The sequence below is a fragment of the Amycolatopsis sp. NPDC114484 genome, from assembly GCF_055633755.1.
Genome location: NZ_JBVKDQ010000007.1, coordinates 208,234 through 221,430 on the forward strand (window position 1 = coordinate 208,234; position 13,197 = coordinate 221,430).

Sequence of the window (13,197 nt, forward strand, 5' to 3'; positions counted from 1 at the left end):
CGTGGTGTTGGCGGTGGGGTCGGCCGGGCTGGGCTGGGTTGGCTGCGGGTGCGGCGAGTGCGGCTGTCGGGATGTCGGGTGTTCCGGAGGCCGCATTCGTGGTGTTGGCGGTGGAGTGGGTCAGCCGGGCTGAGCAGGCTGGCTGCGGATGCGGCGAGCGTGGTTGTCGGGACGTCAGGCGTTCCGGAGCCGCATTCGTGGTCTTCGCGGTGCATCGCGAGGCAGCCCAGGCAGATCTGGCTCCGAAAACGGAGAATGCGGCTCCCGAGACCCCGTCCCGAAAGCCGCATCCCCCGTGCGGTCAGGCAGGGCGCGGCGGCCGGATCCCCCGAAACTCCCAATCCCCGCCCAGCGCGGTCGAAAGAACCTGCTCCGACTCAGTGGGCTGGGCCCCGATCGGGCCGGTGACCGGCGTCGGGCCCGCGACGACCGTGTTGCGCAGCGTGCCCAGCCCGTCCGCCGAAACCTCCACCGTGTCGCCCGGCCGGATCGGGCGGGAGTTCGCCGGGGTGCCGGTCAGCAGGACGTCCCCCGGACACAGCGTGATCAGGCGCGCGATGTCCGCCACCAGGTAGTTCATATCCCAGGTCATCTCGTCGGTGCTGCCCTCCTGGACCACCTCGCCGTTCACCCGCGTCCGCAGCACGCGTCCGCGCGGGTCCCAGCCTTCGACCAGGCCGGGGCCGAGCGGGCAGAGGGTGTCCGCGCCCTTGACCCGCAGCATCGAACCTTCGTCGGTGTCGCGGAAGTCGTGCAGGCCGAGGTCGTTGGCCAGCGTGTAGCCCCGGATGTGCGCCGGGGCCTCGCCGACGCTGATGTTGCGCGCGGTGCGGCCGATGACGACGGCGATCTCGCCCTCGTAGTTCAGCCACTTGCACCCTTCCGGCCGCACGACGTGTCCATTGTGGCCGGTCAAAGTGGACACCGGTTTGTGGAAATACGTCGGGGCCGAACGCGGTTTCGCGCGGAACTCCTCGAACCTGCTCCGGTGGTTGAGGTGCACGGCGATGATCTTGCTCGGCGCGGCGGGCGGCAGGTGCACGGCGTCGGCCGCCGGGATCGTCCGGCCGTCCGGGGCGATCAGGGCGTCCCCGTCGCGGCGGACCTCGACGGCGGTCCCGTCGAGCAGGATCCTGCGGTATTCGGTGGTCATCGGTTCGCTCCCGTCCATCCGCCGGCCGGCCGGTCGAACCACAGGTGGATCTGCCCGGTGCCGATCGCGTTCTCGTATTCGCTGCAGCGCCGCGCGGGGGCGGCACAATCGTGTTCGCCGAGCGCGCCGGCCAGCATCAGGTAGTGCGCGAACCCGGCTTCCGGCTTGAACTGGAGGAAGTCCGGCATCGTGGCCAGCACCTTCGCGTGATCGCCGGATTCGAGCCAGCCGATGCGCTCGGCGTCGGCTGTCACCGCGCCGGGGCTGAAGATGTGTTCGGCGCCCGCCGATTCGTGGGCGCGCAGTTCGCGCAGCGAGTGGAACCGGTGGCTGAGCGCGCCGGAGGCGATCAGCAGCACCCGGCGGTCGGTCGCCGCGACCGCCGCGGCCAGTGCGCGGCCCAGCCGGAGGTGGTCCTCGGCGTCGCCGGTCTGGCAGACACTGACGCTGAGCCAGCGTTTGCCGGGCACTCCCAGATACGCCCACAGGTTCACGGTGGCGTACGAAACCGGCAGGCACGGGTCGTCGATCGGGGTGATCCACGTGCCGTGCTCCTCGGCGCGGGCGGCCAGCGCGTGCGCCAGTTCCGGGTCGCCGGGGAAGTCGTAGGGGATGCGGCTCATCCCGCGCGGGAGTTCGTCCGAGGTGAACAGTCCGGCGCGGCAGGCGTGCGAGGCGACCACGAACTCGACGGTGGTCGCCCAGTGCGAGTCGAAGACGACCACCGTGTCGTAATCGGCGGTGTCGAACACCTCCTCGCGCAGCCTGCGCAACCCAGTGACCAAAGTGGACTCTTCGCCGTGGTTCAGCTCCCGCCGCGTCGCTTCCGGCAGCATGATCGTCGGCACGTGGGACAGCAGCCCGCCGCCGGCTATCTCGCCCATTTACATCCATCCCTTCGGGCTGGTCACGGTGTTCTTGACGTCGCAGAAGAAGTCGAAGCTCCAGGTACCGCCCTCCCGGCCGATGCCGGAGCGGCGGGAGCCGCCGAAAGGCGCGCGCAGGTCTCGCACGAAGAAGCAGTTCACCCAGACCGTGCCCGCGGTGAGCGCGGCGGAGACCCGTTCCGCCCTGACCGGGTCGCCGGTGACCACGGTCGCGGCCAAGCCGAAGCGCGTGTTCCCGGCGAGCGCGACGCCCTCTTCCTCGGTGTCGAATTCCTCCAGCGTGAGCACCGGCCCGAACACCTCCTCGCGCAGGATCTCCGCTCCTGCGGGCACTTCGGCGAACAGCGTTGGCCGGTAGTAGTTGCCGCCGAGATCGGTGTTCGGCCCGCCACCTTCGAGAACCTGGGCGCCCTCTGCCACTGCCCGCCGGACGAAACCGTCCACGCGCGAGACGTGGTCCGGGTGGATGTTCGGGCCGAGGTCGGTTTCCGGCAGCCGGGGATCGCCTTGGCGCAGGCCTCGGATGGCAGCCCGCAGTCGTTCGGTGAACTCCGCGGCGACGGGGGAGTGGACCAGGATCCGGGCGGCGGCAAGGCAAACCTGGCCCGCGTTGTCGAACTGCTCGACGGCGAGTTCGACGGCGAGGTCGAGGTCGGCGTCGGCGAAAACCAGCAGCGGCGACTTCCCGCCCAGTTCCATCGACACCGGCGTGAGATTTCCGGCCGCGGCGCCCGAGATGCGCCGGGCGGTCGTCTCGGAGCCGGTGAAGCTGATCCGCCGGACGTCCGGATGCGCGCACAGCGGCGCGCCCGCCTCGGGACCGAGCCCCTGCACCACGTTGAACACGCCGTCCGGCAATCCGGCCCCGGCGGTGATGTCCGCCAGGAGGGACGCGGTCATCGGTGACCACTCGGCCGGCTTCAGCACCACGGTGTCGCCCGCGGCGAGCGCCGGGGCGATCTTCCACGACGCCAGCATCAGCGGCGCGTTCCACGGGGTGATCAGCGCGCAGACCCCGGCGGGATCCCAGGACACGCGGTTGCGGTGGCCCCGGGTGTCGAACCCGGGACGGGCCAGTTCTCCGGTGAGCCAGTCGGCGAAGAACCGGAAATTGTGCGCCACCCGAGGAATCACGCCGCGCAGGTGCGAGCGCAGCAGTGCGCCGTTGTCCTCGGTTTCGACCGCCGCGAGCTCCGGGGTCCGGCGCTCCACCTCGTCGGCGATCCGGTGCAGCACCTCGGCCCGCTGCTCCGGACTGGTGCGCCGCCACCGTTCGAACGCCGTGGCCGCGGCCCGCACCGCGCTGTCCGCTTCGGCCGCGCCGCCGCGGGAGAACTCGCCGAGCGCGCGCCCGTCGATCGGCGAGAACGAGGTGAAGCGCGCGGCGGATTCGACTCGTTTCCCGCCGATCCAATGCCCGGTGTCGACCGGGGTCCCGGAAACTGTCGCGACCGGCATGTAACTCCCTCGAAAGAATTCCGCATGGACGATCGCGACGGTAACCGGGGCGGCGCGGACACGGCAATAAAGCGCGCCCGCACGGCCGCCATTCGAGACACCCGGCTGCCAAGCGAGACAGTTTTCCCGTGGCTAGGCGTCTTCCGGCTCGCTACGCTGGAACAAGATCGCGGCTCTTTTGTTTCTGTCCCGCCATTTTCCCGGAAAGGCGATGGTTCATCGTGGAGAACGCCGGAACGGTGCGGATCCAGTATCCCGACCTGATCGGCACCGAACGCGGCCGCGATCTGCCGTCGGAGATATTCGATTCCCTTTCCGGCGGAGTGCACTTCTGCCGCGCGGTCTACTACACCACCACCCAGGGCGAAACGCTCGACGGCGAGCATTCGCTGTCCGACGGCCTGCCGGACGTGCTGTTCCGGCCGGACCGCTCGACGCTGGCCCCGATGCCGTGGGAACCCGGATACCAGTCCTGCCTCGGCGACATGCTCGACCCGGCGACCGGGCTGGCGATCGGGGAATGCCCGCGCGGCGCGGCGAAAGCGGCGGCCCAGCGGCTGGCCGCGCTCGGCAGCCGCGCGGTGGTCGGGCCGGAGCTGGAGTTCTTCCTGCTGTCCGGCCGGGAAGGGGCCTGGACCCGCTACGGGGATTCTTCCGGCAACGTCTACCGCGTCGGGCGCCGCGGCGATCCGGACGGGCTCGCCCCGGCACTGCTGACCATGCTGCGCTCGGCCGAACTGGGCGTCACCGCGGTCAATCACGAGTTCGCCGCCGGGCAGTTCGAGGTCAATCTCGGCCACTCGGACGCCCTCGACGCCGCCGACCGCGCGTTCCGGTTCAAGCACGCGGTGCGCGAGTTCGCCGCCCAGCGCGGGCTGACCGCGACCTTCGTCGGCAAGCCGTTCAACGAGGAGGCCGGGTCGGGCTTCCACCTGCACCTGTCCCTGCTCGACGAGGACGGCCGCAACCAGTTCGCCGCCGACGGCGCGCCCGCCGGACTTTCGGCCACCGCGCGGCACGCCGTCGGCGGCATCCTCCGCCACGCCCCGGCGCTGTGCGCGCTGCTGGCCCCGACGGTGAACGCCTACCGCAGGCTCGGCCCGGACACGCTGGCGCCCGCGCTGGCCGACTGGGGCCTGGACAACCGCTCCACCATGGTGCGGGTGCCGCCCGAACGCGGCGCGGCCACCCGGCTGGAGGTGCGCGTCGGCGACGCCGCGGCGAGCCCGTACCTGGCCGTGACCGGGGTGCTGGCCGCGGTGGCGCTGGGCATCGAGGGCCGGGTGGAGCCGCCCGATCCCACCAGCGGCTACGGCTACGACGGCGCCCGCGCCCCGGTGCTGCCCGAAACGCTCGACGCGGCGCTCGACGCGCTGGCCGCCGACGACGAGTTCGCCGACGCGGCGGGCAAAGACCTGGTGGCCGCCTTCGACCGGGTCAAGCGCGACGAGACGGCCCGCTTCCGGCGCTGGGTGACCGACTGGGAGCTGCGCGAGTACCTGCCGCACCTGTGACGCACTCCCGAGACCGAGCCGAACGAGGATTCCCGATGCGCCTGGACGAAGTGGACCTGTCCGACGTGGACCGGTTCCTGGACCCCGAGACCCCGTGGCGGATGTTCGACGTCCTGCGCGAGCGAAGCCCGGTGCACTGGCAGCCCGAGGCCGCGCCCAACAGCGGATTCTGGGCCGTCACCCGCCACCGCGACCTGGTCGCGGTCAACCGGGATCCGGAGACTTTCACCTCCGAGCAGTTCACCAACCTGGAGGAGGTCGCCGATCCGGAGCTGCGGGACCGGCGGCGTTCGCTGATGGAGACCGACGGCGAACGCCACCGGGCGATGCGGCTGCTGCTCAGCCGCGAGTTCAGCCCGAAGCTGGTCTCGCGGTACGCGGTGTTCCTGCGCGGGCTGACCGCGTCCACTTTGGACACAGCGCTGGCCGGGGACTCGTTCGACCTGGTCGCCGGGATCGCCGCCGAACTGCCGATCATGGTGCTGGCCCGGCTGATGCTGGACGTGCCCGCCTCCGACACCGGCAAGCTGATCGCCTGGGGCAACCGGATCATCGGCAACAACGACCCCGACTGCGCGGACGTGCTGCTGGAGAGCGAGGACAGCGAGCGCTACAAGCACGTCCCGTTCCGCAGCCCGGCCGCGCTGGAGATCTTCGAGTACGGCCGCGAACTGGCGGAGAAACGCCGCGGCGGCACCGGAACCGATTTGGTCAGCAAGCTGGTGAACACCGTGCCCCGCGACGGGATCCCGCTCACCCCGACGGACTTCGACAACTACTTCCTGCTGCTGGTCGTCGCGGGCAACGAAACCACCCGGCACGCCATCTCGGCCGCGGTGCACGCACTCGCGCAGAACCCGGCGCAATGGTGGCGGCTCAAGGAAAACCCGGCGCTGATCGACACCGCGGTGGAGGAGTTCCTGCGCTGGGCGTCGCCGGTCTACCACTTCCGCCGCACCGCCACGCGGGACACCGAGATCAGCGGCCAGCGCGTGCGCGCGGGCGACAAGGTGGTGCTGTGGTTCGCCTCCGGCAACCGCGACGAGGCCGTCTTCGAGAAGCCCTACGAGTTCGACGTGGGGAGAAAACCCAACGACCACTTGACCTTCGGGCTCGGCGGCCCGCACTTCTGCCTCGGGGCCGCGCTGGCCCGCCTCGAACTGCGGATCCTGTTCGAGGAACTGCTGGCCAGAGCGGAGCAGATCCGGCTCGCGGGCCCGGTGACCCGGCTGCGGTCCAACTTCGTGAACGGGATCAAGACGCTGCCGGTGACCGTCACCAGGTGAAGCTTCTCGAAAGGCTGGACACGGTGGATCTTCCCTACTGGATCGGGCGTGCGGTCGAAGGGCACGGGCAGTGGACGTCGACCTTCGCACCGTACGAGCGGCACCCCTCGCTGGAGATCGGCGACGACCGCTTCGCCACGGTCTTCGAGAACTACGAGAAGCTGCTGCACGGCAACTACCCCTTCTTCCACCCGCGCTACATCGGGCAGATGCTCAAGCCGCCGCACGAGGCCGCCGTGGTCGCCTACCTCAGCGCGATGCTGATCAACCCCAACAACCATTCCTCCGACGGCGGCCCGGTCACCGACCGGATGGAGCGGGAGGTGATCGACCAGCTCGCCGGCATGTTCGGCTTCGAGAGCCACCTCGGGCACCTCACCTCGAGCGGCACGATGGCGAACCTGGAGGCGCTCTACGTCGCCCGCTGCCTGCACCCGGACCGCGGCGTGGCCTACAGCTCGGCCAGCCACTACACGCACGAGCGGATGACCCGGCTGCTGGGCATGGACTCCCGCGCGGTGCCCGCCGACCGGTACGGCCGGATGGACCTGGACGCGCTGGAAGCCCTGCTGCGCACGGGGAAGATCGGCACGGTCGTGTTCACCCTCGGCACCACCGGCGTCGGCGCGCTCGACCCGCTGGCCGAGGCGATGGAACTGCGCGAGCGCTACGGCGTCCGGTTCCACGTCGACGCCGCGTACGGCGGGTTCTACTCGGTGCTCGCCGGAACGCTCGGGCTGGACCCGGCGCCGTGGGCGGCGGTCCGCGGCTGCGACTCGGTGGTGGTGGACCCGCACAAACAGGGCCTGCAGCCCTACGGCTGCGGCTCGGTGCTCTTCGCCGACCCTTCGGTGGCGAAGTTCTACGTGCACGATTCGCCCTACACCTACTTCACCCCGGCGGATCTGCACCTGGGCGAGATCAGCCTGGAATGCTCGCGGGCCGGGGCCACGGCCGCCGCGCTGTGGTTCACCTTCCAGCTGCTGGCGCCCACCGCGGACGGCCTCGGCGAGGTGCTCGCCGCCAACCGCCGCGCCGCGCTGCGCCTCGCCGGGCTGATGGCGGATTCGGACCGGCTGCAGCTGCACCAGGAACCGGATCTGGACATCGTGACCTACTTCCCGCGCCGGGAGGGGGCCTCGCTGTCCGGGATCGACCGCGCGTGCGCGGCGATGCTGGAGGAGGGCATGCACGACGGCGCCGACCCGGTGTTCCTCAGCCTGATGCGGATCGAGCGCGAGGCCTTCGCGCAGCTGCACCCGGCGGTGCGGCCGGACGCGAAGTCCACCCGGATCCTGCGCAGCGTGCTGATGAAACCCGAGTCCGAGACCTATGTGGACGAACTGCACCAGCGCCTGGAGCGGCTGAGCGCGAGCCAGGGGAAAGAGAGCTGAGATGACCGAAACGACAGCGTCCGCCACCCGTCCGGGGCCACCGCCGCCGCTGACCGACGGCGGCGCGGCGCAACTGGAATGGCTGCGGCGGATGCGGGCCGAGGAACCGGTGCACCGCGACGAGCACGGCGTGTTCCACGTCTTCCGGTACGACGACGTGCGGCGGGTGGCGAGCGACCCCGGGGTGTTCTCGTCCGGGCTCAACCGCGACGTGCTCGGCGCGGAGGACATCACCCGCGGCAACCCGGCGTGGACCGACCCGCCCGAGCACCGCAGGCTGCGCGCGCTGGTCGGCCAGGCGTTCACCCGGACCAATGTGCGCGAATACGAGCGGCGCACCTACGAACTCGGGAACGCGCTGCTCGACGAGGTCGCCGGGCAGGACCGGTTCGACCTGGTGGAGAAGTTCGTCTGGCCGCTGCCCGCGATGCTGATAGCCGAACTGCTCGGGGTGCCGGTGTCGGACCGGCAGCTGTTCCTGAGCTACGCGGACAAGCTCGCGTCGCTGCAGGTCGGCGATCCGACCGACGACGAGGAAGGGTACGGCGGCCGGATGGGCCGGGTCACCGGCGAGATCCGCGGCTACCTGACCGACCAGTACCGGAGCCGGCTCGCGCGCCCCGCCGACGACCTGATCAGCAAACTCGCCGCGGCCGAGGACGACGGCAGCAGGCTGGACGAGGACGAGGTCGTCAACATCTGCCTGGCGCTGCTGTTCGTGGGGCACTTCAGCACCAACGGGCTGATCGGCAACCTGCTGCTCTGCCTGGACGAGCACCCCGAGGTCGCGGCCCGGCTGCGCGCCGACCGGAGCCTGATCCCCGCCGCGGTCGAGGAAGTGCTGCGCTACCGGCCGTCCGGGACCCGCTTCATGCGGGTGACGAGCCAGGACACCGAGGTGGCCGGCACCGCGATCCCGGCGCGGTCGCTGGTGATGCTGTGGTTCTCCTCGGCGAACCGGGACGAACGGCGGTTCTCCCGGCCGGACGAGTTCGACATCGGCCGCACGCCCAACGGGCACATCAGTTTCGGGCACGGCATCCACTTCTGCGTGGGAGCCCCGCTGTCCCGGATGGAGGCGGCGGTCTCGGCGAACCTGCTTTTCGACCGCTTCGCCGACCTCCGCATCGAAAGCGACGCCCCGCTGCCCTTCTACGAACAGGGAATGTGGGCGCCGCGGCGGATCCCGGTGGCGGTGCGCCGGGCTTGACCGGGGCGCGAAGGCGGCCCTGACACTCAAGGAGAGGAAGAACAATGGCCGAAACCGAAGAGAAGAAGCCCGCGGAGGGCAACTTCATCAAGAACTACATCAACGACATCCTCGACAGCACCAAGACGCTGGTCGAGCGGGACAAGAACACGATTTTCCTGTACCTGGCCAGCATCGTGCGCAGCACCGAGGGCGTGATCGACCGGGTGCTGCGCGAGGTCGAGCACGCGGAGAACGACATCTGGGGTTCGATCAAGGCCCCGGTCAGCGGCGGGGACAACACGGCGCACATCAACGAGCTGACTGAGCTGAAGGCGTCGCTCGACGATCTGAACGCGAAGATCGACAAGCTGTCGTCGGCCAAGCTGTACAGCGACCGCGAGGACAGCTGAGGTTTTTCCCGAGAAGGCCCCGGTTCCGAGTTTGGGACCGGGGCTTTTCGGTGTGTGAGAGGGCTTCGGCGGAGCGCAAGTCCAGAGTGAGGTCGCTCGAGTCGGAGGTTGGGATCGGGCTGTTCCGAGCGTACGAACGCGTTGCGGCCCAACGGAGAAGCCCCCCGCTCCGAAGGAAGCGAGGGGCTCTCGGCGGACCGGGTTTAGCCGATAGGTGCGTTGGTGTGCCGATGAACGCGGCGATGGCCCGGTGGACCGGAAGCTGTCCAGGACGAGGCCGCTCCCGGTTCCGAGCGTGCGAAGGCGTTGCGGCCCAACGGAGAAGCCCCCCGCTCCCGAAGGAAACGAGGGGCTCTCGGCGGAACCAGCTCAGCCGACAGGCGCGCTATGCGCGTCCACGAAAGCCGCGATAGCCCCGACAGACCGGAAATTGTCCAGCGTCAGATCGCCCCCGCGGACGGCGATGCCGAACTCTTTCTCCAGCCAGACCACGATCTGGACCGCGAACAGCGAGTTCAGGTGCCCGCCCGCGAAGAGGTCCTCGTCGTCGGGCACGGTCTTGCCGCCGAGGTGCGAGGCGATGTACTCGCGCACCGTCGCCAGGTGGTTTTCCATGGGTGGCAACCTTTCGCTCAGTCGTATGCGTAGAAACCGCGGCCGGTCTTGACCCCGTGCCGGCCGGCGTCGACCAGCCGGGTCAGCAGCGGGCACGGCCGGTACTTGCTGTCGCGGAGGCTGTCGTGGATCACCTCCAGCGACAGCAGGACGGTGTCGAGGCCGATCAGGTCGGCGGTGGCCAGGGGCCCCATCCGGTGCCCGAAGCAGTCCTTGAACAGCCGGTCGATGTCGGCGGCCGAATCGGCGACTCCCTCGTGCAGCAGGAAGATCGCCTCGTTGACGGTCAGCATCATCACCCGGTTGGTCACGAAGCCCGGCGCGTCGTTGACGACGACGCTGTCGCGGCCCGCGGAGCGGAACAGCGCCCGCGTGCGCTCGACGGTCTCGGCCGAGGTGTGCGTCCCGCGGATCACCTCGACGAGCGGCTTGAGCGGCGCGGGGTTCATGACGTGCGTGCCGATCACCCGGTCGGCCCGCCCGGTGCGCCCGGCCAGCCGGGTGATCGAGACGGCCGAGGTGTTCACGCCGAGCACGCAGTGCGGCGGGCAGATCTCGTCCAGCCGCGGGTACAGCTCCTCCTTGATTTCGCGCTTCTCGGTGACGTTCTCCACCACGAAATCGCTGTTCTTCAGGTCGCCGGGATCGGAGGAGAACACGATGCGGCCGGTCACCTCCGCCGGGTCCAGCCGAGGCAGGGACGCGTCGACCAGTGGGTAGAACGCCACGTTGCGTTCGATCAGCTCGCGGGACCGGGTCAGCGCGGCCTCGGCGGTGTCGACCAGCACCACCTCGTGCCCGGCCGCGGCGAACAGGTGCGCCACGCCGGTGCCCATCGTGCCCGCGCCCACGACGCCGATGTTTTCCTTCATCACAGCCTCACCTTCGGTTCCGTCTCGGAGCGCACTGCGTCGGGCCACCCGGCCGGATCCGCGCCGTGGCGGCACAGGAACGCGTAGGTGAACCGCTCCAGGCCGACGCCCGCGCAGCCGGTGATCACCGGGCCGGGCCCGCCGTCGTGCGGCCGGATGCCGAACGACCGGCCGAAGAAGTCGTCGTGGAAGTTGAACGAGGCCGCGGCGAGCGTCTTGTCCGGCCCGATCGGCAGCCGCAGTTCGTACTTGAGTTCCAGCAGCCGCTGCGACCACGCCCGCTGCGGGGACTCGACGCTGCCGAAGAACGGGTCGTTGCCGACCTCGCAGTGCCCGCCCAGCCCCAGTTCCGCGGCGAACGCGGTGGTCAGCTCCAGCATGCGGCGGCGCTGGTCGAGCACTTCCTCCCGGCCGCCGAGGAAGACGATCTCGCGGATGGTGAAGTCCCACAGGCGTTCCAGCGAGCGCCAGTACCGCGATTCGTGCCGGAAGGACTTGCCGCGCGCGGTGATCACGAGGCCGGGCGAGGGCAGCGGCTGGTCCTGCAGGTGCCGGTAGGTGTGGTAGCACATGGTCGGCGGCAGGCAGTGCGAGGTGTCCCCGCAGTAGTCCAGCAGACCGGGCAGTTCGCCGTCCGAAGCCTCGACGTCGGAGAGGAAGCCGCGGTAGTTGTCCGCGTCCGCGTGCAGCCGGGTGACCAGCATCAGGAAGTGCGGGAACGACGTGAAGTACCCGCACCGGCGCATCGTCTCGGTCGCGATGAGCGTCGGGTACCGGTACTGCCGCGCCCCGAACTCGGCGGCGACCATCGCGGTCAGCCGCCGGTCGAAGTACTCCAGCAGCGAGGTGACGGCCGGGCCGAGGGCGAACTGCCCGGGTCCCAGATGGACGAGTTCGCCCGAGGCGAGCAGTTCTTCGGCGACGTCGTGCACCTCGCCGTCGTGGGGCGAGGTCCAGACGATCCGCGGCGGTCCGGCGCGTTGCGGCCGGACTTCCTCGTCGGTCATGCGGTTGAGCTTGGCCGCGAGGTCGGCGGGGTCGGCGGGTCCGTCGGTGCTGAGCACTACCTCGGTGAGGTCCTCGCCGTCATCGGGGAGTTTGAAGTCCACAATGGACTCGGAGAGGAAGTAGACGCGCTGGGCCAGTTCCCCGGCCAGTTCGGCGGGGAGCGGTTCGGCGAGCGGGATGCGGTGTTCGGCCATGGGTGCCTCCTCGGCGGTTGCGCTCAGCTGGGCACGCCGAGCAGGCTGGCGACGATGTCGCGCTGGATTTCCGACGTGCCGCCGTAGATCGTGCCGCCGAGCGCGTCGCGAAGTTCGCGTTCGACGCCGAATTCGGTCAGGTACCCGCGGGCGCCGTGCACTTGGACCGCGTCGAGCATGGAGCTGAGGTGGCTCTCGCTGATCGCCAGCTTGGCGATCGCGGAGTCGAGCGGCGCCAGGTGGCCCTCGCGCTTGCGCCAGGCGACCTTGTACAGCGCCAGCCTCGCCAGTTCCAGGCGGACCTTCATGTCCGCGAGCCGGTGCCGGACCGCCTGGTTGACCCCGATCGGCCTGCCGAACTGCACGCGGTCGCGGGCGTGCGCCACGCAGTCGTCGAGCACCCGGTCCATCACGCCGATCTGGCTGGCGAACAGCAGGCTGCGCTCCCAGTCGATAGAACTGGTGAACAGGTTGAACCCGTTGCCCTCGGCGCCGAGCAGGCAGGCCGCGGGCACCCGGCAGCCGTCGAATTCCACCTGGCCCATCTCGGTCGAGCGCAGCCCGGCCTTTTCCCAGCTGCGGCTCACCGAGACCCCGGGCAGGTCCTTGGGCACCACGAACGCCGTCAGGGCGCCGGCGGCAGGGGCGTCCGGGCCGCCGGTGCGGGCGAAGGTCAGGAACACATCGGCGACCGGTGCGTTCGAGATGAAGGTTTTGGTGCCCTGCAAAACGTATGTGTCGCCGTCGCGGACCGCAGTGGCGCGCATGCCCAGCACGTCCGAGCCCGATCCGGGTTCGGTCAGCGCGTGCGCCCCGATCAGCGAACCGTCGGCCAGTCCGGGCAGGAAGCGGTTTTTCTGCTCCTCCGTGCCGTGCTCGACCAGGTAGACCGCGCACGCCCAGAGGTGGTTGTTCAGCGCGAACACCAGGCCGTTGTCCCGGCAGCCGTACCCGAGCGCCTCCAGGCCGACGGCGATGGTGACCGGGTCGAGCCCGGATCCGCCGTAGCGGGCGGGGATCGGCCAGCCGGTGATGCCGAAGCCCGCGCACTTCTTCCACGAATCCCGGTCCAGCCGGGCCTGCCGGTCGCTCTCGGCCGCCGCGTCGTTCAGCTCGCTCCTGGCGAACCGGATGACCGACCGGCGCAGCGCCGTTTGCTCGGCAGTGATGCTGAAGTCCACCGAAGGATGCCCTCTCGTCCGCAGGTTTCCGGG

General features: G+C 70.1%; 12 protein-coding genes. 5 read left to right on the forward strand and 7 right to left on the reverse strand.

What is annotated here, in order from left to right; genetic code table 11:
- Positions 1-301: 301 nt before the first annotated feature.
- Genes ACZ7SW_RS19580 through ACZ7SW_RS19590 form a run of 3 tightly spaced genes read right to left on the reverse strand, consistent with a single transcriptional unit; the run spans position 302 to position 3,498 of the window.
- A complete protein-coding gene (locus ACZ7SW_RS19580) occupies positions 302-1,153 on the reverse strand; it encodes a fumarylacetoacetate hydrolase family protein (protein ID WP_470231826.1) in 852 nt (283 codons plus the stop codon).
- Positions 1,150-2,037, reverse strand: a complete 888-nt coding sequence (locus ACZ7SW_RS19585; protein WP_470231827.1) for a DODA-type extradiol aromatic ring-opening family dioxygenase — start codon at positions 2,035-2,037, stop codon at positions 1,150-1,152. The genes ACZ7SW_RS19580 and ACZ7SW_RS19585 overlap by 4 nt, the downstream gene beginning before the upstream one ends.
- Entirely contained in the window at positions 2,038-3,498 is a 1,461-nt protein-coding gene (locus ACZ7SW_RS19590) for an aldehyde dehydrogenase (protein ID WP_470231828.1), read from the reverse strand.
- A 221-nt stretch (positions 3,499-3,719) separates the two neighbouring features.
- On the opposite strand from ACZ7SW_RS19590, the gene ACZ7SW_RS19595 reads away from it, so the two are divergent.
- The 5 genes from ACZ7SW_RS19595 to ACZ7SW_RS19615 are packed head-to-tail and all read left to right on the forward strand — an operon-like array spanning position 3,720 to position 9,294.
- Entirely contained in the window at positions 3,720-5,012 is a 1,293-nt protein-coding gene (locus tag ACZ7SW_RS19595; protein ID WP_470231829.1) for a glutamine synthetase family protein, read from the forward strand.
- A gap of 35 nt (positions 5,013-5,047) precedes the next feature.
- Positions 5,048-6,298: a cytochrome P450 gene (locus ACZ7SW_RS19600; protein WP_470231830.1), complete on the forward strand. Its 1,251-nt coding sequence runs from the start codon at positions 5,048-5,050 to the stop codon at positions 6,296-6,298.
- 23 nt (positions 6,299-6,321) lie between these two features.
- On the forward strand, positions 6,322-7,692 hold the full coding sequence (locus ACZ7SW_RS19605) for a pyridoxal phosphate-dependent decarboxylase family protein (RefSeq protein WP_470231999.1): 1,371 nt from the start codon (positions 6,322-6,324) through the stop codon (positions 7,690-7,692).
- A gap of 1 nt (position 7,693) precedes the next feature.
- A complete protein-coding gene (locus ACZ7SW_RS19610; protein WP_470231831.1) occupies positions 7,694-8,902 on the forward strand; it encodes a cytochrome P450 in 1,209 nt (402 codons plus the stop codon).
- 44 nt (positions 8,903-8,946) lie between these two features.
- Positions 8,947-9,294, forward strand: coding sequence for a hypothetical protein (locus tag ACZ7SW_RS19615; protein WP_470231832.1), 348 nt, complete (start codon positions 8,947-8,949; stop codon positions 9,292-9,294).
- A gap of 369 nt (positions 9,295-9,663) precedes the next feature.
- Here the strand turns inward: ACZ7SW_RS19615 and ACZ7SW_RS19620 are convergent, their stop codons facing one another.
- The 4 genes from ACZ7SW_RS19620 to ACZ7SW_RS19635 are packed head-to-tail and all read right to left on the reverse strand — an operon-like array spanning position 9,664 to position 13,164.
- Positions 9,664-9,909 carry an acyl carrier protein gene (locus ACZ7SW_RS19620; RefSeq protein ID WP_470231833.1) on the reverse strand — a complete coding sequence of 82 codons (246 nt, stop codon included), beginning with the start codon at positions 9,907-9,909 and terminating at the stop codon, positions 9,664-9,666.
- Between the two features lie 17 nt (positions 9,910-9,926).
- Complete coding sequence (locus ACZ7SW_RS19625; RefSeq protein WP_470231834.1) at positions 9,927-10,781, reverse strand: 3-hydroxyacyl-CoA dehydrogenase family protein; 855 nt, start codon at positions 10,779-10,781, stop codon at positions 9,927-9,929.
- The gene (locus ACZ7SW_RS19630) at positions 10,781-11,983 is read right to left on the reverse strand and encodes a class-II aminoacyl-tRNA synthetase family protein (protein WP_470231835.1); all 1,203 of its coding nucleotides are present in this window, start codon (positions 11,981-11,983) and stop codon (positions 10,781-10,783) included. Before ACZ7SW_RS19630 ends, ACZ7SW_RS19625 begins: the two co-directional genes overlap by 1 nt.
- A 23-nt stretch (positions 11,984-12,006) precedes the next feature.
- Positions 12,007-13,164, reverse strand: coding sequence for an acyl-CoA dehydrogenase family protein (locus ACZ7SW_RS19635; RefSeq protein WP_470231836.1), 1,158 nt, complete (start codon positions 13,162-13,164; stop codon positions 12,007-12,009).
- Positions 13,165-13,197 lie beyond the last annotated feature (33 nt).

What these genes read in the sequence shown, in the direction of transcription:
- ACZ7SW_RS19610 (WP_470231831.1), top strand. Translation starts at nt 7,694, where the DNA reads ATGACCGAAACGACAGCGTCCGCCACCCGTCCGGGGCCACCGCCGCCG.
- ACZ7SW_RS19615 (WP_470231832.1), top strand. Translation starts at nt 8,947, where the DNA reads ATGGCCGAAACCGAAGAGAAGAAGCCCGCGGAGGGCAACTTCATCAAG.
- ACZ7SW_RS19580 (WP_470231826.1), bottom strand. Translation starts at nt 1,153, where the DNA reads ATGACCACCGAATACCGCAGGATCCTGCTCGACGGGACCGCCGTCGAG.
- ACZ7SW_RS19600 (WP_470231830.1), top strand. Translation starts at nt 5,048, where the DNA reads ATGCGCCTGGACGAAGTGGACCTGTCCGACGTGGACCGGTTCCTGGAC.
- ACZ7SW_RS19620 (WP_470231833.1), bottom strand. Translation starts at nt 9,909, where the DNA reads ATGGAAAACCACCTGGCGACGGTGCGCGAGTACATCGCCTCGCACCTC.
- ACZ7SW_RS19630 (WP_470231835.1), bottom strand. Translation starts at nt 11,983, where the DNA reads ATGGCCGAACACCGCATCCCGCTCGCCGAACCGCTCCCCGCCGAACTG.
- ACZ7SW_RS19625 (WP_470231834.1), bottom strand. Translation starts at nt 10,781, where the DNA reads ATGAAGGAAAACATCGGCGTCGTGGGCGCGGGCACGATGGGCACCGGC.
- ACZ7SW_RS19590 (WP_470231828.1), bottom strand. Translation starts at nt 3,498, where the DNA reads ATGCCGGTCGCGACAGTTTCCGGGACCCCGGTCGACACCGGGCATTGG.
- ACZ7SW_RS19585 (WP_470231827.1), bottom strand. Translation starts at nt 2,037, where the DNA reads ATGGGCGAGATAGCCGGCGGCGGGCTGCTGTCCCACGTGCCGACGATC.